The organism is Microcoleus sp. w2-18bC1, assembly GCF_036700365.1.
In the GTDB taxonomy this organism is placed as follows: domain Bacteria; phylum Cyanobacteriota; class Cyanobacteriia; order Cyanobacteriales; family Microcoleaceae; genus Microcoleus.
In genome coordinates, this window is sequence record NZ_JAUBOS010000050.1 from 1 (window position 1) to 22,354 (window position 22,354).

The 22,354-nt window shown below is 46.1% G+C and carries 18 protein-coding genes and 1 riboswitch; of the genes, 9 read left to right on the top strand and 9 right to left on the bottom strand.

The window, feature by feature from the left end:
- Positions 1–128: 128 nt before the first annotated feature.
- Both QT979_RS21160 and QT979_RS21165 read right to left on the bottom strand, forming a co-directional pair.
- Complete coding sequence (locus tag QT979_RS21160) at positions 129–1,487, bottom strand: DUF3370 domain-containing protein (RefSeq protein ID WP_333213325.1); 1,359 nt, start codon at positions 1,485–1,487, stop codon at positions 129–131.
- 104 nt (positions 1,488–1,591) lie between these two features.
- On the bottom strand, positions 1,592–2,515 hold the full coding sequence (locus QT979_RS21165; RefSeq protein ID WP_333213326.1) for a nucleoside hydrolase: 924 nt from the start codon (positions 2,513–2,515) through the stop codon (positions 1,592–1,594).
- Between the two features lie 79 nt (positions 2,516–2,594).
- On the opposite strand from QT979_RS21165, the gene QT979_RS21170 reads away from it, so the two are divergent.
- Both QT979_RS21170 and QT979_RS21175 read left to right on the top strand, forming a co-directional pair.
- Positions 2,595–4,538 (top strand): S9 family peptidase, encoded by a 1,944-nt coding sequence (locus tag QT979_RS21170; protein WP_333311601.1) that lies wholly within the window; start codon positions 2,595–2,597, stop codon positions 4,536–4,538.
- A 212-nt stretch (positions 4,539–4,750) separates the two neighbouring features.
- A complete protein-coding gene (locus QT979_RS21175; RefSeq protein ID WP_006632461.1) occupies positions 4,751–4,969 on the top strand; it encodes a hypothetical protein in 219 nt (72 codons plus the stop codon).
- 210 nt (positions 4,970–5,179) lie between these two features.
- Here QT979_RS21175 and QT979_RS21180 read toward each other — a convergent pair whose 3' ends face one another.
- The 4 genes from QT979_RS21180 to ntrB all read right to left on the bottom strand — a co-directional run bounded on the left by QT979_RS21180 (position 5,180) and on the right by ntrB (position 9,543).
- Positions 5,180–5,965 carry a universal stress protein gene (locus QT979_RS21180; protein WP_333311602.1) on the bottom strand — a complete coding sequence of 262 codons (786 nt, stop codon included), beginning with the start codon at positions 5,963–5,965 and terminating at the stop codon, positions 5,180–5,182.
- Between the two features lie 46 nt (positions 5,966–6,011).
- Positions 6,012–6,851 (bottom strand): nitrate ABC transporter ATP-binding protein, encoded by an 840-nt coding sequence (locus QT979_RS21185; RefSeq protein WP_333311603.1) that lies wholly within the window; start codon positions 6,849–6,851, stop codon positions 6,012–6,014.
- Between the two features lie 262 nt (positions 6,852–7,113).
- Positions 7,114–8,541 carry an ABC transporter substrate-binding protein gene (locus tag QT979_RS21190; RefSeq protein WP_333311604.1) on the bottom strand — a complete coding sequence of 476 codons (1,428 nt, stop codon included), beginning with the start codon at positions 8,539–8,541 and terminating at the stop codon, positions 7,114–7,116.
- A gap of 153 nt (positions 8,542–8,694) precedes the next feature.
- Entirely contained in the window at positions 8,695–9,543 is an 849-nt protein-coding gene (ntrB, locus tag QT979_RS21195) for a nitrate ABC transporter permease (RefSeq protein ID WP_333311605.1), read from the bottom strand.
- Positions 9,544–9,642: 99 nt separating this feature from the next.
- A riboswitch (cyclic di-AMP (ydaO/yuaA leader) is annotated at positions 9,643–9,855 on the bottom strand.
- Positions 9,856–10,027: 172 nt separating this feature from the next.
- Here ntrB and QT979_RS21200 point away from each other — a divergent pair.
- Positions 10,028–11,221 carry a HAMP domain-containing sensor histidine kinase gene (locus QT979_RS21200; protein WP_333213332.1) on the top strand — a complete coding sequence of 398 codons (1,194 nt, stop codon included), beginning with the start codon at positions 10,028–10,030 and terminating at the stop codon, positions 11,219–11,221.
- A 58-nt stretch (positions 11,222–11,279) separates the two neighbouring features.
- Here QT979_RS21200 and QT979_RS21205 read toward each other — a convergent pair whose 3' ends face one another.
- Positions 11,280–12,617: an ArsB/NhaD family transporter gene (locus QT979_RS21205; protein WP_333213333.1), complete on the bottom strand. Its 1,338-nt coding sequence runs from the start codon at positions 12,615–12,617 to the stop codon at positions 11,280–11,282.
- Between the two features lie 207 nt (positions 12,618–12,824).
- Here QT979_RS21205 and QT979_RS21210 point away from each other — a divergent pair, with 207 nt between their 5' ends.
- Entirely contained in the window at positions 12,825–14,108 is a 1,284-nt protein-coding gene (locus QT979_RS21210) for a HAMP domain-containing sensor histidine kinase (protein ID WP_333213334.1), read from the top strand.
- 34 nt (positions 14,109–14,142) lie between these two features.
- The gene (gene bchD, locus QT979_RS21215; RefSeq protein WP_333213335.1) at positions 14,143–16,251 is read left to right on the top strand and encodes a magnesium chelatase ATPase subunit D; all 2,109 of its coding nucleotides are present in this window, start codon (positions 14,143–14,145) and stop codon (positions 16,249–16,251) included.
- An 85-nt stretch (positions 16,252–16,336) separates the two neighbouring features.
- On the opposite strand, the gene QT979_RS21220 is transcribed toward bchD, so the two are convergent.
- Complete coding sequence (locus QT979_RS21220; protein WP_333213336.1) at positions 16,337–16,660, bottom strand: PEP-CTERM sorting domain-containing protein; 324 nt, start codon at positions 16,658–16,660, stop codon at positions 16,337–16,339.
- 505 nt (positions 16,661–17,165) lie between these two features.
- Here QT979_RS21220 and QT979_RS21225 point away from each other — a divergent pair.
- Both QT979_RS21225 and QT979_RS21230 read left to right on the top strand, forming a co-directional pair.
- The gene (locus QT979_RS21225) at positions 17,166–17,894 is read left to right on the top strand and encodes a Bax inhibitor-1 family protein (RefSeq protein ID WP_333177599.1); all 729 of its coding nucleotides are present in this window, start codon (positions 17,166–17,168) and stop codon (positions 17,892–17,894) included.
- A gap of 250 nt (positions 17,895–18,144) precedes the next feature.
- Entirely contained in the window at positions 18,145–19,728 is a 1,584-nt protein-coding gene (locus QT979_RS21230) for a tetratricopeptide repeat protein (RefSeq protein ID WP_333311606.1), read from the top strand.
- Positions 19,729–19,806: 78 nt separating this feature from the next.
- On the opposite strand, the gene QT979_RS21235 is transcribed toward QT979_RS21230, so the two are convergent.
- Positions 19,807–20,553, bottom strand: coding sequence for a Uma2 family endonuclease (locus tag QT979_RS21235; RefSeq protein ID WP_333213338.1), 747 nt, complete (start codon positions 20,551–20,553; stop codon positions 19,807–19,809).
- 206 nt (positions 20,554–20,759) lie between these two features.
- On the opposite strand from QT979_RS21235, the gene prfB reads away from it, so the two are divergent.
- Both prfB and rpsU read left to right on the top strand, forming a co-directional pair.
- A protein-coding gene (gene prfB, locus QT979_RS21240) for a peptide chain release factor 2 (protein WP_333213339.1) occupies positions 20,760–21,876 on the top strand; the annotation gives its coding sequence in 2 pieces (ribosomal slippage) (positions 20,760–20,831 and positions 20,833–21,876; 1,116 coding nt in all).
- Positions 21,877–22,154: 278 nt separating this feature from the next.
- Positions 22,155–22,349 carry a 30S ribosomal protein S21 gene (gene rpsU / locus QT979_RS21245; protein ID WP_006632476.1) on the top strand — a complete coding sequence of 65 codons (195 nt, stop codon included), beginning with the start codon at positions 22,155–22,157 and terminating at the stop codon, positions 22,347–22,349.
- Positions 22,350–22,354: the final 5 nt, after the last annotated feature.

Below are 22,354 nucleotides of genomic sequence, written 5' to 3' on the forward strand. Positions count from 1 at the left end.
TCTGGTTGCTGGGGGCTTTTTCATTGGTTTATTTTACCAGCTTTTGTCACCGAAGTTTTTTTGACCTGAATCCTTACATTACGCATTGTCTTTGTAGCCGTCTACCTACCCGTAGCAGCCGCTAAAATTTAATTTGTTTTCACTGTCAAAACTTGGGGAGGCGACGCATCGGGCGGATAAATAAAATCCACTTCTACCAGTCGCTTTTCTCCCGATTCCATCTCTAATTTTACTAAAGGTTCCCCCTGCTGTCCCCGCCGCTGCACTAAATGCACGTACCGAGTTTGAGGCACTTTATTGTCATCAGTATAACGCACTCTAACCGTCCCCCTAAAAAAAGTTTGAGGTGCCGGAGGTTCTAAAAAACTCAGTCCTCCTGAAGTTAATTTGTCTGTCTTAATTGGAGTTTGAATTGCGACAGTTACAGTTTGATTGTTGCTGGTAGAATTGTATAGCGGCAAGCTGAGACTGTATTGAATTCCGTAATTGCCGTGGGCGCGGTATGCTGTATCTGGGTAGCGGAGTAGCATTCTCGCACTTTGCACTTGATTTGTGCCCAGCATTCCGCGCGGGAGGCTGCTTAATGGGTAGGAAAATGCTGTTCCGGGTTGGGGAATTGCTAGGTTTGATGTGGCGGGGTTGTCGGAGAGAAGTGCTCGCCATTCTGAACCTAATGCTACACCGGCAACTCGGCCGTAAATTATTTGACCTTCCGTGATTTCCGGCGGTGTGGGAGTTCGATCGCGCGGCCCGGCTATATTACCATTGTCTAATAAGTTTTGCCATTCTGCTAAGTTGGGCGATCGCTCGTTTCCCTGTCCGTTTCCCTCTGGGTCAAGTCGGGCAAACATGGCCAGACTGGCAACATAGACTATACCATCGCTCCGTAACCGCATCAAGGTCGATCGACCGTTTAGCGGAGGTACCAATCCCCGCACCGGTATCGGATGATTCATCAACAATTGGCTTTTTCCCGGTGGAATAATTAATACCGGCTCAAAGTCAGACTGTCTCCTTCCTCTGAGAATATCATTCACAGCGCGGCTTCCCGGCCCCGCGTAAATATTGCTGTTTGAATTATCGACTTGCGGCGGCAATTCAATAAAAGGTGCATCGGGTTGACTGAGATAACTCGCAGCTTGCAATATATCTAATTTTACTGGTTTATTGCCCGGATTGTAAACAATTACTCCTTGATACAAGGTTCGCAAATCTTCCGGCGAAGGTGCGCGGGCTATGTGGTGGGCAAATATGTCGAAACGTCCTTGAAACGGAAAGTTTAAATGTGCGGCTGGAAATCTTTTACCATCTGGGGGAAATGTCGAAAGTAAAATTCCTTCTTGCAGCACTAATTCGGGACTGTTACTGTTAAATACTGGTATGTTGTCTAACTGTCCGGGGAGAGGTCGCACTTCTTGGATTTGAACTATTTCTTGAGGTGCGGGAGGGGTTTGGGCTAAGGGAATAATTGATAGAATTGGCAACATTTTTTGATGTTTTGATTTAGTCTTAGATTTATAGGAAACCGCAGATTAACGCAGATTAACGCAGATGTCTTTCAAGATGGTTTGCGACTTTTGCAGTTTGTTTTTTACCGCGCCCACTGTTGTAATATGTAATTGTAAAATTTGGCGGTGTCTACTTTATCCATTGCTTGAATTTTCCGCCCTCCCGTTTTAACTTTTGTGCGTCCTTGGCTGATGCCTTCTGTAACTATTTCGGTTTCCCATTCTCGCAGTTGGTAAAATTCGGGATGCGCTAAATAAGCAGTTGCCAAAATGTCCCAAAAATAGTAATCTTGAGATATTGCTAGGGCATAACACTGTCCTGCTAAGTCGGAAATTGGATATTTGCGCTGTTTTGCTAAGAGATTGGAAAATTCGACTGTCAGCGGTACATTATTCGTGATATCTAAAGGACACATGACAACGGGAATTTGGGTTTGCCAAATTCTCTCGATTGCTATCGGGTCCCAGTAAGCATTCCATTCCGCCGACATATCTTGTCCGGGTTCCATATCTTTGCTAACATTGCCGATAACATTGAGGGCGCCTCCCATCCAGACAATTTCTTGAATTTTGTTTTCAATTTCTGGTGCGATATCTAAAGCTTGCGCTACTGTTGTTAACGGCCCTGTTACCATTAATGTGACTGGTGCGGCTGCATCTTGCAAAACTCGCACCATAAAGTTTTGTCCGGGTTCTGATATTAACGGCGTGTCAATGGTTCCTTTTTCATTTAGAATGGGAAGTCGATCGACTGCAAAGGAATCTCGCCGAAATAACACCGGAAATGGGTTGAGTCCCCGCACCGTACTCGCCGCCACCGGAACTTCTGAACGCCCCATCAAATCCAGGATTTTGCGCGTTGCACTCACCGCCGGTTGAATGTAGCAGTCCGCAGGAGTTACAATTACTCCCAGAGTTTCGACTTCCTCCATTGTCATCAGCAACACGACTGAGAGATAGTCGTCAACTGCACCGTCGTGATCCATTAATACGAGTTTTTTGGACATTTTGCTTCCCCGGTGACTGAATTAGTGTAAAGTACAAATATTAATTTTTTTGTGCGAAAAACACAACTGCCTCAACTATATGAATACAGTATCACCTTACGGCTCTTGGAAATCACCTATTTCTTCCGATTTAATTGTTTCTGGAACTGTCGGGCTCGGACAAATTGCTATTGACGGCGATGATATTTACTGGGTTGAGGGAAGACCTTCGGAAGCGGGAAGAAGCGTCCTCGTGCGGCGCACTCCTGATGGTAAAATCAGCGACGTGACACCGCATCCTTTTAATGTTCGCACTCGCGTTAACGAATACGGCGGCGCTGCTTTTGCAGTTGCTGGCGGTGTTGTCTATTTTTCTCATTTTGCCGACCAACGTATTTATGTTCAAACATTAAATTCTCAACCCAAACCTCTGACTCCTGCTGCTAATTGTCGCTATGCAGATGCGATAGTTGACAAGCAAAGAAATCGCCTGATTTGCGTGCGCGAAGACCACGCAGGTGAGGGCGAACCTGTCAATACTATTGTTAGCATTAATTTAGATAACGGCGAAGATATTCAAATCTTAACTCAAGGCAATGATTTTTATGCTTCCCCTCGTTTAAGTCCAGACGGTTCTCAACTTTCCTGGATTTGTTGGAACCATCCAAATATGCCGTGGGATGGCACAGAATTGTGGGTAGCAGAAATTAATACTGACGGTTGTTTAGGTGAAAAATACTTGGTTGCTGGCGGGGTTGATGAGTCGATTTTTCAACCGGAATGGTCGCCCGATGGAGTTTTGTATTTTGTTTCTGACAAGTCGAACTGGTGGAACTTCTATAGAACCGTCAATCCCCGCTTGCCGAGGGAACAGCAAGATGTTGAACCTCTGTGCGAAATGGCGGCTGAATTCGGACTTCCTCAGTGGGTTTTTGGAATGTCTACTTATGCCGTTGTCTCGGAAAGCAAAATTATTTGCACCTACACTCAGCAAGGCCTGTGGTATTTAGCGAGTCTAGATTTAACGACAAAGCATTTGGCAACTATTGAGACTCCTTACACCGATATTTCGTCTGTCAAAGGGCGGGGAGAAACTGTTGTTTTTCTAGCAAGTTCGCCTACTGAATCTACTGCTATTGTACAACTAAATTTAGCAACAAATCCACTAGAAATATTGCGACAATCGAGCACCTTAAGCATCAATCCGGGTTATATTTCTGTACCGGAACCAATTGAATTCCCCACGGAAAACAATTTGACTGCTTTCGGTTTCTTCTATCCCCCGAAAAATCAAGATTTCGCAGCACCTGCGGGTGAAAAACCGCCGCTTGTTGTCAAAACTCACGGCGGCCCCACTGCTGCTACTTCTAGCAGCATGAATTTGAAAATTCAATATTGGACGAGTCGCGGTTTTGCCGTGCTCGATGTTAATTACGGCGGGAGCACTGGTTACGGCCGAGAATACAGAAAAAGACTGCAAGATAGTTGGGGAATTGTCGATGTTGACGACTGCGCTAACGGTGCTAAATATTTAGCTCAAAATGGTTTAGTTGATGGCGAAAAAATGGCGATCGCCGGAGGCAGCGCAGGGGGGTACACTACTCTGTGCGCTCTTATTTTCCGCGATGTGTTTAAGGCCGGTGCGAGCTATTATGGAGTTAGCGATTTGGAAGCTTTGGCAACGGATACTCACAAATTTGAAGCGCGCTATCTGGATGGATTAATCGGGCCTTATCCTGAAAGAAAAGATTTGTATGTACATCGTTCGCCCATTCATTCCGCCGAACGTTTATCTTGTCCCGTTATCTTCTTTCAAGGATTAGAAGATAAAGTGGTTCCGCCTAATCAAGCGGAAATGATGGTAGAGATATTGAAAGCTAAAGGTTTGCCGGTTGCTTATGTTGCTTATGAAGGGGAACAGCACGGTTTTCGCCGCGCTGAAAATATTAAAAGAACTCTTGACGGCGAATTCTATTTCTATTCGCGGGTGTTTAAGTTTGAGTTAGCTGAACCTGTGGAGAAAGTGATGATTTTCAATCTATAGAAAACATTAGTTTGCAGTTGCTCGGTTTTTCCTAAAACGCACCTGCAAGCTATATCATAATTCACAAATTTTTACTGTGATTTTGTTCACAAATTTTGCTGTTTACTATCACATCTTGAAAGGCAATACAGCTTAAAATTTTATAGTGCGATCGCCTTTTGTTGCAGCAGAAACGCCCGATCGCGCGATTGTCGAGTAGAGAGTCAATTACTATGCAAACTCCTGTCCACCTGATTCCATCTGCTTTGGGCGAGCTGTTTGCCGAAGTGAATCAAAATGGCTACATTACTCTAGCCGATAGGTACGGTTTGATGGCTGCTATTTTTGACGAAAATTTGACTGAGGAAGACAAACGCTCGATCGATCGGCTGCTGCGTTCTGTGTGTCGGGGAAGGATAAAATTAGTTAACGAACTGTCTATGATCAGATAAGTGCCGATAATTTTCCTTGACGATAATTTTTAAAGTCTCCACAATCAAAAAAAGTCCTAATTCTCTCATAATTAGGACTTCGAGCGAGGAAACCATTTTTAATTTTGATCGATATAGAATTTACGCAAAAAAAGGTTGGGCGCGCGAATTATAGTCGTAGGGTGCAGCGCACCTTACATAATTAGATTCTGGCCCAACGAGTGAACAAGTTTAACGTGCAGGTATAGTTGTCGCCAACTGTAACTTGCTCAAACTTTCTTCAGGCTGAACATCCATGTGATAGCTGAGTGCCGAAGGAATCCCGAGTACGCAGCACGGAAAATTATTGCCTAGTTCCCTAACCAGCCGATGGTTGCCAGAACCACAGCCCAAAAACAGTAAATTTGCTGATTCTAATTCAACCACATTTCTCAGTTCTGTAGCAACCCGCCCGATGCGTAAATGAGCTTTGAATAAACCGCGCCATTCCTCAGCCAAACAGCGCGCTTGCCACAGCAACTTATCTGCTACCTCGTACTCATTATTTTGACCATAAATTGCTTGGAAATAATACGGATCAATCCAAGTGTTTTGCTCGGATAGCGATGTGATTTCGGTTGGTAAAGCGAGTGCAGGTGCTGCACAATCAAGGGCGAATGTTCCCTCTAAATCAGACACTTTCGGCTGTGCTGCCAAGGCATTTTCTACAGCAAGTTTGCAACTATCTTCGCGGTAACTTTTTTGCGATTCGTCGATCACGTAGACAACTTGAACAGTGACTTCTTTAGTGGTTACTAAACGAGTTTGATGCGCCATCCAAAGGGTAATGTCCAGAGCTGTTTGACTTTTGGGAGAACTATTGTAACCGACAATAAAATTGATACTTTTTGCCTGTTTTGTAACTTTGGATTTCTTAGAACCTTGCACTTGTGGCTCCGGCAGCAACACCATTTCTTCTGCTAAGTTGTGGTATCCCAATGCACTTTCAAAACGCGCTAACATTGTTTTGAGATTCACAGGCTTGACCTCTATTAAGTGAATTGTTTTGTCGGTTCGTCGGGCGTTATTCGTCTTGGGTAAAGTAGCGATCGAGAAAATTCAAAGCATAGTTGCGGAGTTCGTAATACTCCTGGGATTCCCGCAACTCTTGGCGATCGCGCGGGCGCGCAAACGGCACTGACAAAATTTCACCTATCGTCGCAGCCGGGCCGTTTGTCATCAGCACAATGCGATCGGACATATAGATAGCTTCATCCACATCGTGAGTAATCATCATTGCAGCTTGTCTATGATTTTCCCAGATGTCCAGCACCTGTTTCTGCAACTTGCCGCGAGTCAGAGCATCCAGGGCTCCAAACGGTTCGTCCATTAATAACATTTTCGGTCGAATCGCCAAAGCTCGCGCAATCCCAACCCGCTGTTTCATGCCCCCTGAAATTTCGTCTGGATATTTATCGGCTGCTGCCGTTAAGTTTACCATTGCTAGATGTTCGTTGACAAGACTAATCTTATCGGGACGGCTAAGACTTTGCAAAACTTCATCAACTGCCAGCCGAATATTTTCCCGCACCGTCAGCCAAGGCAGCAATCCGTAGTGCTGAAATACCATCATGCGATCGGCTCCCGGTTTCCGAATTTCTTTTCCTTCCAGTGTCACCATTCCCCTGCTCTGTTTTTCCAAACCAGCAACTATTTTTAGCAGCGTTGATTTGCCACACCCAGAGTGACCGATTACCGAAATAAATTCGTTTTCTCTAATACTTAAATTGATATTTTCCAAAACGCTAAATTCGCTACCATCAGCATTTTTATAGGACTTGAACAAATTGTTAATTTCCAGAAATTCATAGGAGTTGGAACCTTGGCTATTGGTGTTGATTGAAGTAGCAGTATTTTGAGTCATCTGATGTACCTGGTAATTGGTAGTTGGTAATTGTATATATCGCTTGTAGCTGAGTCTCGATCCCCCTAAATCCCCCTTAATAAGGGGGACTTTGAATGCTTTTATATCCTCTTTTTAAGGGGGACTTTGAATGGTCTTGTCCCCTCTTTCCAAGAGGGACTTTGAATGCTCCGGTTCCCCCCTTATTAAGGGGGGTTAGGGGGGATCGAGGAGCTAGGAGGAAGCGGGAGAAATCCAGAAGGAAGAGAGCAGATATCAAACATTAAGACTGAAAAAAAGACTGAGGGCGGTTGGCTCGAATTTCAAAACTATTCAAATAACCCACCGGATCGCTAGGATCAAATGCCTTTTTATCAATAAAAAGTTCTGCAGGTTCCACTTGGTAATCCTCCTTCGGACAATCGAGTCCCATTTCGGCAACAATCTTGCGGTAAAGGTCGGTTCTCCAAGCTTTTTTAGCTAATTCCTCAGCATTTTTGGGAACTTCTTTAATCTGTCCCCAGCGAGCGGCTTGAGTCATCAACCAAATACTCTGAGACTGCCACATAAATGTTGAATGATTTCCCGGTATTTGAGGCAAATTCTTAGGAATGTTATAGAAAATAGTTGCATCTTCCGATTGTATAATGCGGTCTTTTCCGTCAAACCCTCCATAGTTGTAGTCGCCAACAATTGCCGGTCGCGTAAATTTGTCGATCGCCCCTTTTTTCGGTTTCGCCCCCGTAAACGATCGCTCAGTCAGCAGCGCCGATATTTCATTGCGATTTTCCGGCTTGCTGCAATACTGACAAGCTTCCACCATTGCCTTAACCAGCGAGTAATAAGTCTTCGGATTTTCCTCAATGAATGATTCCATTACTCCCAAAAGGCGATCGGGATGTCCCAGCCAAACTTCTTTGCCTTGCACGAAGGTAAAACCCACTCCCAAATTGCCTTGAATAGCCCGCGTATTCCAAGGTTCTGCCACCATGTAAGCCTGCATGGCGCCAATCCTGATGTTCGTTACCATCTGCGGCGGCGGCACAATAATTACCCGAAATTCTTTGAACGGATCGACACCGGCAGCCGCCGATATGTAGCGGACAAAATATTCGTAAATCGCAGAACTCAGAACCACTGCCCAAACCCTGTTTTCCGCTGGCTGACTGTCAAAAAAGGCTCGAAATTGTTTGCCAAATTCTTCTAAATTGCCGTTGTATTCGTGCCACGGGCGCAAACCGAAATCCCACATAGCTTTGTTCATCGTCATGGCGTTGCCGTGGCGGTGAATTGTCATTGCTGCACACAGGGGTGCGTGGCGCGCTCCTTCGGCGCCAACTCGGGCGTTTGTGACGGCGCCAGATACAACTGGGGATGCGTCGAGGCGGCCGAAGATTACGCCGTCGCGGGAGGTTGCCCAGCTTGCTTCGCGGTTGAGTTGGACGTTTAAACCGTATTTGCGGAAAAAGCCTTTTTTCCAGGCGATCGCAAATGGTGCACAATCATTAACCGGTACGTATCCTACGGTTAAATCGGGTTTTTCTAAGCTTCGGGAATCGACAACCGGCTTTACGGCTAAGGCTTCTTCTGTGAGTCCTTTTGCCGATCGATCCGCGCTAATTCCACAACCCGATAAAGCCATTCCCGCCGCCATTCCCATTCCTTGCAAAAACTCTCGGCGGTTCCATTCATTGGAAAACTTGTCACTCATACCATTTTAGATTCAAGAATTGGCCATGACTAATAGACGAGCAATTGCCTAAATCTTCGCTCGATAGAGTAACCGCAGATTTAAGGCAGATAAACACAGATAAACGCAGATAATGTCAAGAGATGAGGATGACTGATGACTGATGACTGATGACTAATGACTCTGGATTGATCGATGCGTTACCAATTCCTGTACTTTATCAACAGCAGCGTCGAGCAACAATCCAGTTATGCCAATTACAAACACCGCTAAAAAGACCGAGCTCAGATTCAAACGGCTCCACTCATCCCAGACAAAAAAGCCAATTCCCACACCGCCTGTCAGCATTTCCACCGCCACAATCACCAGCCAAGCAATCCCTAAACTAATCCGCAAACCTGTAAAAATGTAGGGCAAACTCGCCGGCCAAATTATTTTGGTAATCCGCCTCCAGCGCTGCATTTCCAACACTTGCGCCACATCCAGATAATCCTTGGAAACGCTAGACACTCCCAAAGCTGTGTTGATAATTGTCGGCCACAAAGACGTGATGAATATGACAAAAATTGCCGACGGCTCTGCTAAATTAAAAATCGATAAAGCTATCGGCAGCCAAGCTAGCGGCGACACCGGTTTGAAGATTTGAATCAGCGGATTGAGCGCCATCATTGCCGGTTTCGACATCCCGATCAGAAATCCCACGGGAATCGCAACTGCTGCACCCAGGAAAAATCCCACCAACACCCGTCGCAAACTCGCTAGCAGCAGCCAGCCAATACCTAAATCTCCAGGCCCGCGCTGATAAAATGGATGGAATATGTAATCTAAATTAGCTATTAACGCCTGATAGGGAGTGGGAATCAAATCGCTGTTGAAGCTGGCAACAATCCACCACAAGCCAATAATTCCCAAAAAACCCGCAGCAGGTAACAAAACTGCATCTCGGATGACAACGGGTTTTACACGCTTCCACGTTGCAACTCCTGCAAGTACGATCGCAGATAAATTAAGCTGTATGAACATTTTAATCTCCTTCAGAGTCAGGGCAGGTACAAGAATCTTGAACAATACCAACCTGAGACACTGACGAAGCCAAACTATCTTGTTCAGAAAGTTGGCTTTTCAGTCTCTTCTCAATGCCTGCGAAGTTAGCTGACGGGCTAGGACTGAGAGATGTCCTTCTCCTTAGATTTCAAAATCAAAAACTACACTCACATTTGGCAATTTTTAACTTTGCTTTTTAATTCTGTAGAGATTCGCCCCGAAAATTGGTTCCTCCGCTCCAGCCACACGCTTGGTTTGATCGCGCAGTGCTGAATTAGGCTTGACTTTTTAAGCCAATTTAACATAAGCTAGCACGAGCATATAATTCTGTCAATACGTCTTTAGGAGTAGCTATTTGCGCTCGGCTACGAAGCCCAAAAGTTGAGAGAAAATTCAAAAAGTTAATTATTAAAGTAATCTAGAAATATAAAATACGATCGCTTACTTCATTTCTATAAAAGCAATGATAGATTTTAGCCAAGCGCTACAAGATAAAATTGATATAATTGTCCAAAACTGGATCGAAGCTGTTCGGGGCGACGAGGAAATCGGCACCGCCAAGCAACTCACCTACGATTCCGTGCGCGACAGCCTTCCCATCGTACTACAAGCGATCGTAACTATGCTGTCCGAATCAGAAGAAAGCGACTTTCGGGCAGTTATACAAGAAAGTTTAGACCACGGGACTGTCAGGGCACAACAAGGCTACGATGCCGAAGAAATTGCGCGGGAATACCGCTTGCTGCGAACCGTAATTTTCGATGCTTTAGAGCCAGAATTGCTAAAAGGCTCAGCCGCTGAAGTGAACCGAGCTTATCGCTTAATTGACGCTGCCCTCGACGAAGCAATTGCTGACTGTTTTCAAACCTATACCCAGGCAAGATTCCAAGAACTAGAGGACTTGCAAAACCAATTGCAACTTACAAATCAAGAGCTGAGTCGCTTACTTCGCGCCAGTCAAGAGAATATATCTCACTTAGCTCACGAATTGAAAACCCCCCTCACCTCTATTATTGGCTACTCACAATTGTTTTTGCGCCAAATAAACAATCCTAGAGTTAAAGATTCGGCTCCCAATTTGGCACATATTGATAAAGTCCTCAACAACGGCAGACTATTACTTAGATTAATTAACGATACTCTCGAAATCTCGCGGTACGACACGGGACGCATAAAATTGCAGCTAAGTGCCACAAATCTGCGATCGGCGATCGGCACTGTTGTCGAAATAATCGAGCCTTTGGCCAAAGCAAAAAATTTAGAGATCGCCCTTGAATGCGATCCGGTTCTCGATCAAGTTATGACAGATTACTTGCGCTTGCAGCAAATTATCACCAACTTGGTGAGTAACGCCATTCGCTACACCCAAGCTGGTACTGTTACCATAAAAACCGAATTATTGCCAGACCAACATTGGAGTATCTGCATCACCGATACAGGCATTGGCATTGCTTCAGAAGACTGCGATCAGATTTTTCAGCCATTTTTTCGGGCCAACAACTCCCTGGGTTCTGTGATGCCTGACAGTACCGGCTTAGGGCTAGCAATTGTCGCTCGATTAGTCAACCTCTTGCAAGGTAAAATCGAATTAGTTTCTGAAGTAGGAGTTGGCACCTCCTTCACTGTAATTTTCCCCTTAGAATTGGATGGAGTTTAGATTACTGTTAACTGTTGACTGTTGACTGTTAATTGTTGACTAATGACTAATGACTTCTTTAAATCAGAAACCGAAGAGTTACATAAACAGCCGCAGCCACCAATTGCACAGCCATCACAGGAAGCCCGTAACGCAGAAAAGTTTGAAAAGAAATCCGGCGTCCGTGCTGTTCAGAAATTCCCGCTGCCACTATATTAGAAGAAGCTCCTACCAAAGTGCCATTTCCTCCTAAAGTTGCTCCATACATCATCGCATAAAACAGCGGCAGCACAGCAGGTGGAAACTGCCCTGCAAAATCCGGCGCCAGCACTTCTGCCGGTGCAAGCCCGACATTGACAACATACTGTTTTAGCAGCGGCACCATTGCCACTACCAGCGGAATATTTGGCACTACGCTCGACATCAAACCCACAAAAAATAACAAAACTAAAGAACCAAGAAAAATATTCTTACCTAAAATCATGGCTAATATTCCAGATATACTGCCGATTACTCCGGTTTTTTCTAAACCGCCAATCAGCACAAAGATAGACATAAAAAATAGCAGCGTGCTCCAATCTAAATCCCGCAAAATATTATTAACAGAATCAATTTGGGAATGGTGAGCTAAAAGCATTGCCAAAGCAGCCCCCAACAAAGCAACGGCTGCCGGTGAAATAGGCACGGGCAGAGACTCTCCTATTACAAAAAAAGTCAGCACGAAAGCTATAATTAAGCCGCCTACTGCTAAGACTCGCGGGTGATTGATTTTTGGGTGGGGCAAATGTTCCAAATCGTCTAAGTTCTTGTGCCAAATTTCGCGGAACAGCCAAGGCAACATAACTACTATCACTCCTACTGCAATTGCCCCGCCCAAACTTAACTTTACTAGGTAATCTGCAAAGCTCATGTTAATAGCATCACCGACAATGAATGTCGCCGGATCGCCCACGATTGTCAGCAGTCCCGAACTGTTAGCCACAAATACCATTAAAATCAGTAACGGCACAAAATCTACACCGACTTCTTCTGCCATTGGTGGAATTAATGGTGCTAGCAGCATGACTGTCGTGGCATTGGGCAAAACTGCACAAATTGGCGTAGTAATTGCAACAATACCCAGCAATAGATTTTTGCCTTTGCCTTTAGCCAAAAGCACCATTTGAGTTGCCAAGTATTCAAATACTTTGGTAGGCTCAAAGGCTCTCACCATTACCATGACTCCGAAGAATAAGCCCAGCGTGGCGTGACTGCGACCGATATATTCGATCGCGTTGTTTAACGTCATCACGTGGGTAAAAACCAGAATCACCGCTCCCAGAAATGCCGCAACTGTGAGGTGTATCCATTCTGTAATTATTAAGAAAATTACACATATAAATGTTGTTGCAGCAATCACAGCTTGCACGTTTTCCATTTAGTCCCCTAAAAAAAATAAAACTTAAAAATTAAAAACTCTCGGTTCGAGTGAATATACTACTTTATGGCTCTTCTGTCAATAAATTTAAGTGCTGATTTTGGCAGCAACAAGCTGGAAGTGACTCATCAAGAGCTCTCCGGTACACGGAAAAAATAACCTCAAAACTACTTCTTTTGGGAGGGTCGCGATCGCCAGAAGTTTGATATGGCGATCCGGCGATCGCTCAACTACAATGAAGCATGGGCAATCTCTGCCAAACTCAACCCCCACGCAGAAATCATGGACTACAGCCAAGTGCTCGCCGAAAAAACCGATACTATCGTCCAAAACTGGATTGAAGCAGTTCGTCAGGATCGGAAAATTGAAAGCGCTGACGCCTTACCGCACTCAGCAATCGAGAATCACATACCTCACCTGCTGACGGCGATGGCCACAGTGCTTTCCCAATATCAACACAGCGAAATAAAAGTAATAATAGAAGCCAGTTTAGATCACGGATTTCTCAGAGCCGAACAAGGCTACGACGCCGCAGAAGTAGCCCGCGAATACCACTTATTGCGTCAAGTAATATTCTCCCAATTAGAAGCAGATTTGCTAGCAGGAACCACCACCGACGTATTCAGAGCTTTTCGGCTGATAGATGCCGTAGTAGACGAAGCAATTGCCCAGTGTTTCAATAGCTACGTTGCTCAGAGGCTGCTGGAACTTCAACAAATTCAAACTCAGTTACAACTCACCAATCAAGAACTCTCTCGCCTTGTCAGCGTCCATCAAGAAAACGTCTACCATTTGGCTCACGAACTCAAAACTCCTCTCAACTCAATTATTGGTTATTCCGAACTATTCCTGCGAAAAGAAAAATGGCAATCAGAAGTCAAAGATACCCTCCCCGGCATCGAACATATCGAGCGAGTATTGCGTAACGGCAGACAGTTGCTCCGCATGATTAATGACACGCTAGAACTTTCTCGCGCCGATGCCGGAAAAATTAAACTTAACCTGCAGCGAACTAATGTACGATCGGTAATTAACACCGTAGTAGAAATGATGCAGCCAATTGCTGATGCTAAAGGACTAAAGCTCGCTGTTACCAGCGACTGCGGCCCAACACAAGTAATCTCCGACTCTGGGCGGCTGCAACAAATTCTGATCAACCTGCTGAGCAATGCCATTCGCTATACAGAAGCTGGTAGCATCGAATTAAGTTGCCACCCTGCTGGAGAAGGAAATTGGGCGATCGCAATTACAGATACCGGCATTGGCATCGCCCCCGAAAATACAAAGCGCATCTTTGACCCCTTCTTTCAAGCAGGAGAAGCCGGCAAACAGCTCTTTCCTGCCGAAAGCACCGGCCTGGGATTAGCAATAGTATCGCGGCTCGTCACGCTGCTCCAAGGCAAAATCGAGCTAGTATCAGAAATAGGAGTCGGTTCAACTTTTACCGTGATTCTGCCCCTAGAAGTTAAAATACTCCAAGAAGTAAGCTAAACATTAAGTTCAAATTTTTACATCCGAAAATCCTATGCCCGCAGCCAACCTTAGCCCTTCCACCACAGCCTTTCCCCTCACCGCCGTAGTCGGGCAAGAAGCAATCAAATTAGCCCTGCTGTTAGCAGCAGTCGATCCCGGATTGGGAGGAGTTGCGATCGCAGGCCGCCGCGGCACAGCAAAATCAGTAATGGCCCGCGCCTTGCACTCATTACTGCCACCCATTGAAATTGTTAAAGATTCTTTTTGCAACGCCGAACCTAATGATATTCTTGCAGAACAAGCATCAGGCTTGTTATCAGAAAATGGCGGGCAAGATGCCCACACCACCGATACTAATTCCTTAACTACTGAAATAATTCCCACACCATTCATTCAAATTCCTTTGGGTGTCACCGAAGACAGACTCTTAGGTTCAGTTGATGTCGAACAATCAGTGAAATTCGGCCAAACCGTATTTCAACCCGGACTCTTAGCCCAAGCAAATCGAGGCGTACTATATGTAGACGAAATTAACCTCCTCGATGACAATATTTCCAACCAATTGCTAACAGTATTAACCGAAGGGCGCAACCAAATAGAGCGCGAAGGCATTAGCTTCCAACACCCCTGCAAACCTCTATTTATCGCCACCTACAACCCCGAAGAAGGGCCGCTGAGAGAACATTTGCTCGATCGCATCGCGATCGTACTTTCAGCCGATGCAGCACTCGAACTAGAAGAAAGAGTCTATGCAGTAGAACAAGCTTTATCCTACTCCCGCTCCCCCCAAGAATTCCTCAATCAATACAGCGAAGACACCGACAACCTCAAAACCCAAATCATCCTAGCCAGAGAATGGCTCAAAGATGTCAGCATTAAACGCGAACAAATTGCCTACCTAGTAGAAGAAGCCATCCGGGGAGGCGTTCAAGGACACCGCGCCGAAATATTCGCAGTCCGCGTCGCCAAAGCCGCCGCCGCCATCGAAGGACGCACAGAAGTTAACGCCGAAGACCTGCGCCGCGCCGTAGAATTAGTCATCGTACCCCGCGCCACCATCATCCAAACTCCCCCAGACGAAAACTCTCCTCCTCCTCCCCCTCCACCGCCTCCCCAAAAGCAGTCAGAACAAGAACAAGACGAACCAGAAAACGAGCAAGAAGACGAAGAAGACCAAGAGGATGAAGACAACCCGGAACCTGAAGAAGAACCAGAAAAAGATACCATTCCCGAAGAATTTCTCTTCGACCCCGAAGGCGTAATTCTCGACCCCAGCGTGCTTTTATTCGCCCAACAATCCGCCAACAAACAAGGCAAATCGGGCAGCCGCAGCACCATTTTCTCGGAAGATAGAGGCCGTTACGTCAAGCCAGTATTACCCAAAGGCCCCGTCCGCCGCATCGCCGTTGACGCCACCCTCAGAGCCGCCGCACCCTACCAAAAAGCCCGCCGCGACAGGAATTCAGATCAGGAATCCACCGCCGGATCAATCACAAATAGAGAGAAGCGTGTATTTGTGGAACAGGGAGACATTCGGGCGAAGCGTTTGGCCAGAAAAGCTGGAGCTTTAGTCGTATTTGTCGTCGATGCTTCGGGTTCGATGGCCCTCAACCGGATGCAGTCTGCCAAAGGTGCAGTCATGCAGCTACTCACAGAAGCTTATCAAAGCCGCGACCAAGTTGCTCTCATTCCCTTTCGCGGAGAACAAGCAGAAGTGCTGCTACCGCCGACTCGCTCGATAGCCTTGGCCCGCAAGCGTTTGGAACGGTTGCCCTGCGGCGGCGGTTCTCCCCTGGCCCACGGTTTGACTCAAGCAGTGCGGGTGGGAGTCAACGCGCGGCAGTCTGGAGATATCGGTCAAGTTGCGATTGTCGCCATTACCGACGGACGCGGTAATATTCCTTTGGCTCGTTCTTTGGGCGAACCGATTGTAGATGGAGAAAAGCCTGATATTAAGAAGGAATTGTTAGAAATTGCTGCCAAAATTCGTGGGTTGGGAATGCAGTTGCTGGTGATTGATACCGAGAGCAAGTTTATTTCGACTGGCTTTGCGAAGGAATTGGCCAAGACTTCTGGAGGGAAATACTATCACTTGCCCAAAGCTACCGAACAGTCGATCGCAGCTATGACTAAAAATGCTCTGCGCGACGCGATCGGCTAAAATCCTGATAGCCACATTTATCTGCGTTTATTCGCGTTTATCTGCGGTTAAAAATCCAAAAATTAGACTTTTTGCCAAAAAAAGTCTAATTTTTAACTCTCACTCTCCGGCGACTCAGGGCCAGCGAACCGGCAACTAAACCCAACCCTACCACCGCCGAAGGCTCAGGAATTCTTACGGGCAGAGGTACGCGGTTTGCCGTCCCCCGGTTCGGGGTTGAAGAACTTGTACTTTGGGGGAGTTGACCGGTCTGAGCCAGCAGCAAATTTTCTGAACCCTGCCATGAAGCAGCGGTAGAAACGGCTCGGACATTAGCTGCAACGGCAGCTTGACCGCCGGAAATAACGGCGACAGCCAATAAAATTCCGGCTGTAGGTGGCAATAATTTGCGCTCAAGAAATGTGGGCATTGGACATTACCTATTTAGCAGTTTGTCGATAGAATTCGATCTATTCATTAATTTTCTCGGTATCCTGTGTCTGAGCTACCTTAGCAATTAACCGAACTGATTTTATATTTTATATTTTAGATTATTCAAGTTTCTGGTCCCTAGTTTCAACTAAGTCGCAAATCAAAAACCTAAAATCAAATGTGGCCCATGCCTCTAGCATATACTCCTTAATCCCCAATCGTAAATCCCCCCTCCAAAATTGATCGACTTTAAGGTAGCCCTTGGCGGCAGATAGCGCCGGCCCTTTAAACTCAATTATAGTTTTGCCGCGAGGCGCAACGCGGCGAGACAGCGAAACGGCACCGACTTGTACGCAGTCTATTATAAACAATCGATCCCTGGTTTGGAGTGATTTCACCCCCGTTCTTTATCAAATCTTTAAACTATTTCAGGTTTTGCAAACAAAGTGTAAAGCTGTCACAATAATAGATAGAAATTCTCAGCCAAAATTAGGTAAATCCTCGTGAGTAACACTAGCAATTTCCGCGAAGCCGTGCGCGAGGCCAAAAACCACGCGCTGGTAGGCCCGAACGTCATCTCCAACGCTCTCCCCTTCGTGGGCGGCGGACTTGTCTTAACTGCTGTCGGCACCTACGGGGGCCTCGGAGTGATCCGCAACTATCCTGGGATCTTCTTTCCCACCTTCATTGCTGCGATCGTCGTAGAATTAATTCTCTTCTTCATCGCCCGCGGCGCCGCCGAACAAGGCAACAAAAACACCGCTTTGCCCCTGCTGGCAACCTACAGCCTGCTTTCCGGCTACACTCTCAGCGGATTGGTATTTACAGCCCTCAGAACCCAAGGCGTCGGCATCTCCGGCATCGCTTTTGCAGCCCTCGGATGTGGCATTACCTTTATCGCCGCCCGCCAAATTGGCTCCAACCTTTCTGAACAAGACGGCATGGCCCTCACCAAAACTATCAGTTTAGGTGTCATTGCTTTGTTAGTCGTCGTTGGCGGTCAGTTTCTGCTCTCTCTATTTGGCGTCTACACCCCAACTTGGTTGGAAATTGGCATTTCTGGCATCGGGGTGTTTATATTTGCCGGCGCTGCGATCGTCGATTTTTACATATTACCCCGCAGCTACCGCGACGACCAGTATTTACCCGCCGCTCTGTCGATGTACTTGACCTACATCAACTTGTTCATCTTTATTCTCCGCCTGCTGATTGCTCTCAACGGCCGGGATTAATTGAAACTTTAGCTTATTAAAAAAAACTGCGGCTCGATCGACATCCGGCCGCGGTTTTTTTTTATTAAGATTTGGAATCAAGATAGTCGTCCTCGTTTCCTCTGTCCCTCATACAAAAAACTTATATCATGTTCACAGCCGACAGACATAAGGTATAATTTTAATCTTTAATCACTCAATCAAAACTCTTGCTATCTAATTGTGTCGATCGCGATTTCAATATTAATCACAAATTAATTGGGGAAAACTCATGTACTTAAAATATGAAGATATCAGGAGAGTCAGCGTAGAAATTACCTCCCGGTGTAATGCAGCTTGTCCGCAGTGTCCCCGCACCGGCAACCCGATTTTGCCGGGGGCAGAATTAAAGATGGAGGATATTGAGAGAATTTTCCCACAAGAGTTTTGCTCTCAGTTGGATTTGGTGTATATGTGCGGCAACTACGGCGATGCTATGACTAGCAATACAACAATTCCGGCGATCGAATATTTGCACCGCATGGGAGTTCCTCATATCTCCCTGTACACCAACGGTAGCGGACGCAATCCAGACTGGTGGCAAGCCCTGGCAAAGGCGATGACAGGAGAACACGATCGCGTAATTTTTAGTATCGACGGGTTGGCAGATACTAACAGCATCTACCGCCAAAATACCAACTGGGACAGGATAATGCAATCTGTTAATGCCTTTATCCAAGCTGGCGGAAAAGCTGTATGGCATTACTTGATATTTGAACACAACCAGCACCAAGTAGAAGCAGCGCGAGATCTAGCCCAACAACTAGGATTTGTCGAGTTTGTACCGAAAGCTACCTCTCGTTTTGTGGCGAAAGAGATTTATGACAAAGAGTCCGCAAATCAACAGCCCCAGAAGGCAGAAAACTCTCAGCTAGAGGCTAAGAGCGATCGCCCCAACCAATCAGAAACAACTAATGCGTCAGCCCCTCGAAATCAAACACAGACGGCTGTTGGGTTGCACCAACAAGCTGAACACTGTTTGAAACAAGGACAGCTCTCAGAGGCGATCGCAGCCAGCCAACAAGCCCTGAAAATTCAACCTAATTTTGCAGCAGGCTGGAAAACTTTAGGCAATGCTGTTCAAGGTTTGGGGAAGATGCAAGCAGCAGCAGATTGTTACGCCAAGGCCCTCAAAATTCAGCCTAATTTTCCAGAAGTTTATGCTAATGTCGGCAGTCTTTATGCCCAACAGCAACAGTGGCAGCCAGCTAGTGCTTATTACCAAAAGGCGATCGAGCTTAAACCCAATTTTGCAGGAGCTTATCGCAATTTAGCTCAAGTGTTGACGCAGTTGGGGCAACCAGAAAAAGCAAATTATGCTTGGTATCAAGCTATAGCTATCGAAACCTCTCAAGCACCAGAAGCAACTCCTTCTGTCCCATCAAAGCCAGCCAACGAAGAACTGCAACCCCCATCCTTGGAACAATATAAAAATCCCCAAGGAGACCAATTTATCCAAGCTGTAGAAAAATTTGGTAGCCTAAACAATTACTACCGAAATGTAGAAATTAGCTGTCAAACTCAAGCCACCCAAGAGATTTTCATCAGTTTTGAAGCGGAACTCTGGCCTTGCTGTTGGGTAAGCCATACTAAATACGCTGTTTATAACCACACTTACAGACCGCAAATGCTGGCTTTAATTGAAAAGTACGGAAATGGCTTTAATTCTCTCAGAACTCAATCGGTGAAAGATGCGATCGCCAGAGATTGGTTTCGCGAAGACCTCACAAAAAGTTTTTCCTGTTCTAAAAGGTTGGACGTATGCGCTCACGAATGCGGTAAAACTTTCAATTCAACAGGTTCGCAGTATATCTAAGAAGTCATTAGTCATTAGTCATTAGTTATTAGTCATTAGTCACAAGGAAGAATGCGCTCAAGCCGATCGAATTTTATGTCACGATTCAGGCAGGTTATCGGGATCTATCCCTTGCGATCGCAAATACTCAGCTAGGCGTTCGGCTCGCTGTTGTAGACCCTCAGCTCGCTGTTGTTCTACTCTCAACAGTTCGCGCATCTGCCCCGCCACTGCATCCGGCAGGGGATAAACATTTCCCGACTCGTCGTACCAAACCAGAATTTCTTGCTCGATGCCCCCAATAAGTTGCTGAGATCGCCCCATGCCCAGTCCCACTTCTGGCATCCAATAGGGTTCGCCAATCTGCTGCCGGTAATGCCCGTCAATTAGCTTGTAGACTTCAAACGGTTGATGCCGATCGCGCCGCCAAAATTCGGGGTTGTAAATAATGTAGTACAAAACCCCTAACCCGGCATAAATCGACATTTTATCGTCGTACTCCCCACCGGGTTTGTGAGACACCATTTCCAATGCTACGATCGGCACAACCTCGTTTTCTTCCCAGACAGCATAGCTGCGGCGCGATTTGCCCCCTTTTCGGCGCTCCACCCCCAAACTGAGAAACCCGTCGGGGACGACAGGCACTTTGGGACTGATTCCCGTCGTGTGATACACCGCCATATCCACCCCAAAGTACCAATCCATGCGATCGGACCAAATGCTGGTCAGGACAAACAACAATAGGTTGGGTAGCAGATTCTGGTCTTCGTTATCCACAGGCGTATCGTCCGAACAGGGGAGGTCTTCGGTGGACGGCAAGCTTAATTTTAGTTCTGGGGAAATCATGGCAGTTAACTCCCATCGAGATCGTTAACCTGATTTTAGACTATAGCAACTTTTTGTGAATTTTGAATTTTGAATGCGGTAAAGTTTTTAATTCAACGGGTTCGCATTCGCACTATATCTAATCAGGAAGAAGCAATAACATTTTGTTGAAAGATCCCAATTTCAGCTAAAATCAAAAATACATCCCACAACTAGGAAAAGTAACAGTGGAAGTTCTAGACATCAAACACAATATCGCAACTTTGTCCGATCGACTGGGTACAACCCAGGACTATCTTTGACATCCCCGCACTTACAGCCAAAATTCAAGACTTAGAGCAAATCTGCGCCCAACCAGCATTTTGGGAAGACCAAGATCGAGCTCAAGAAACCCTCCAAGAACTTAATGACTTCAAATCTCATTTAGACCAATATCGCGGCTGGCAAACGAGCTTGGAAGATGCTAAAGCTATTTTAGAACTGCTGGAGTTAGAAGCCGACGAGTCCCTGTTCCAAGAAGCCTCATCGAGTCTTTCTCAGTTAACCCGTGAACTCGACCAGTGGGAACTGCAACAATTACTATCTGGGCCCTACGACGAAGGCGGCGCCGTTTTGACAATTAACGCCGGGGCCGGCGGCACAGATGCTCAAGATTGGGCGGAAATGCTGCTGCGGATGTACACCCGCTGGGGGGAAAGTCAAGGTTACAAAGTACATTTAATGGAAATTTCCGAGGGAGAGGAAGCAGGTGTTAAATCGGCTTCTTTGGAAATTGTCGGCCGTTACGCTTACGGTTATATGCGATCGGAAAAAGGCACTCACCGCTTGGTCAGAATTTCGCCTTTTAATGCTAACGACAAGCGTCAAACCAGTTTTGCTGGCGTTGAAGTGATGCCAATTCTCGATCGATCCGTACAGTTGGACATTCCAGAAAAAGATTTGGAAGTCACTACTTCCCGCGCTGGCGGCAAGGGCGGGCAAAACGTTAACAAGGTAGAAACCGCAGTCCGCATCGTTCACCTTCCTACTGGTTTGGCCGTCCGTTGCACGGAAGAACGCAGTCAGTTGCAAAATAAGGAAAAAGCTTTGGCATTACTCAAGGCTAGGCTGTTAGTGATTGCTAAGGAACAGCGGGCTTCGGAAATTGCCGAGATTCGCGGCGATATGGTGGAGGCCGCTTGGGGCCAGCAAATTCGCAATTACGTGTTTCACCCCTATCAAATGGTCAAGGATTTGCGGACTGGAGTGGAAACAACTGCCATCCAAGATGTGATGAACGGCGAATTAGACCCGTTTATTCAAGCTTACCTGCGGCAGGAAAATCAGTTGGTCAGTAGTCAGTAGTCAGTAGTCAGTTGACAGTAGTCAGTTGACAGTAGTCAGTAGTCAGTAGTCAATGAGGACTTCAGTCCGCAAAAAAGCAGGACTTGCATTCCTCACTACGAAAATTTGGGTTTGTAGTGAGGACTTCAGTCCGCAAAAAAGAAGGACTGAAGTCCTGACTACGAACCAATTTTCTGGTATGATTTTGGGGTTTTGACCGATCGCCCGACCTTCAACAGGTCGCGCGGCCAAAAACCTTGATATGATAAAACTTGATCTACCGAACAAAAGGAGAAATAATGACCCAAGTTGTAATAGGCGAAAATGAAGGGATTGAGTCAGCCCTGCGACGGTTTAAGCGACAAGTTTCTAAAGCGGGCATTTTCCCCGACATGAGAAAGCACCGCCACTTTGAAACCCCGTTGGAAAAGCAGAAGCGCAAAGCTATTGCCAGAAGGACTAAGAGACGCTTCCACCGCAACAACAAACCCTAGAATTA

Excerpts from the sequence above, each read along its gene's own strand:
- QT979_RS21170 (WP_333311601.1), top strand. The coding sequence starts at position 2,595 with ATGAATACAGTATCACCTTACGGCTCTTGGAAATCACCTATTTCTTCC.
- QT979_RS21235 (WP_333213338.1), bottom strand. The coding sequence starts at position 20,553 with ATGATTTCCCCAGAACTAAAATTAAGCTTGCCGTCCACCGAAGACCTC.
- QT979_RS21205 (WP_333213333.1), bottom strand. The coding sequence starts at position 12,617 with ATGGAAAACGTGCAAGCTGTGATTGCTGCAACAACATTTATATGTGTA.
- QT979_RS21190 (WP_333311604.1), bottom strand. The coding sequence starts at position 8,541 with ATGAGTGACAAGTTTTCCAATGAATGGAACCGCCGAGAGTTTTTGCAA.
- QT979_RS21175 (WP_006632461.1), top strand. The coding sequence starts at position 4,751 with ATGCAAACTCCTGTCCACCTGATTCCATCTGCTTTGGGCGAGCTGTTT.
- ntrB (WP_333311605.1), bottom strand. The coding sequence starts at position 9,543 with ATGTTCATACAGCTTAATTTATCTGCGATCGTACTTGCAGGAGTTGCA.
- QT979_RS21220 (WP_333213336.1), bottom strand. The coding sequence starts at position 16,660 with ATGCCCACATTTCTTGAGCGCAAATTATTGCCACCTACAGCCGGAATT.
- bchD (WP_333213335.1), top strand. The coding sequence starts at position 14,143 with ATGCCCGCAGCCAACCTTAGCCCTTCCACCACAGCCTTTCCCCTCACC.
- QT979_RS21210 (WP_333213334.1), top strand. The coding sequence starts at position 12,825 with ATGGCGATCCGGCGATCGCTCAACTACAATGAAGCATGGGCAATCTCT.
- rpsU (WP_006632476.1), top strand. The coding sequence starts at position 22,155 with ATGACCCAAGTTGTAATAGGCGAAAATGAAGGGATTGAGTCAGCCCTG.
- QT979_RS21230 (WP_333311606.1), top strand. The coding sequence starts at position 18,145 with ATGTACTTAAAATATGAAGATATCAGGAGAGTCAGCGTAGAAATTACC.
- QT979_RS21165 (WP_333213326.1), bottom strand. The coding sequence starts at position 2,515 with ATGTCCAAAAAACTCGTATTAATGGATCACGACGGTGCAGTTGACGAC.
- QT979_RS21200 (WP_333213332.1), top strand. The coding sequence starts at position 10,028 with ATGATAGATTTTAGCCAAGCGCTACAAGATAAAATTGATATAATTGTC.
- QT979_RS21160 (WP_333213325.1), bottom strand. The coding sequence starts at position 1,487 with ATGTTGCCAATTCTATCAATTATTCCCTTAGCCCAAACCCCTCCCGCA.
- QT979_RS21185 (WP_333311603.1), bottom strand. The coding sequence starts at position 6,851 with ATGACTCAAAATACTGCTACTTCAATCAACACCAATAGCCAAGGTTCC.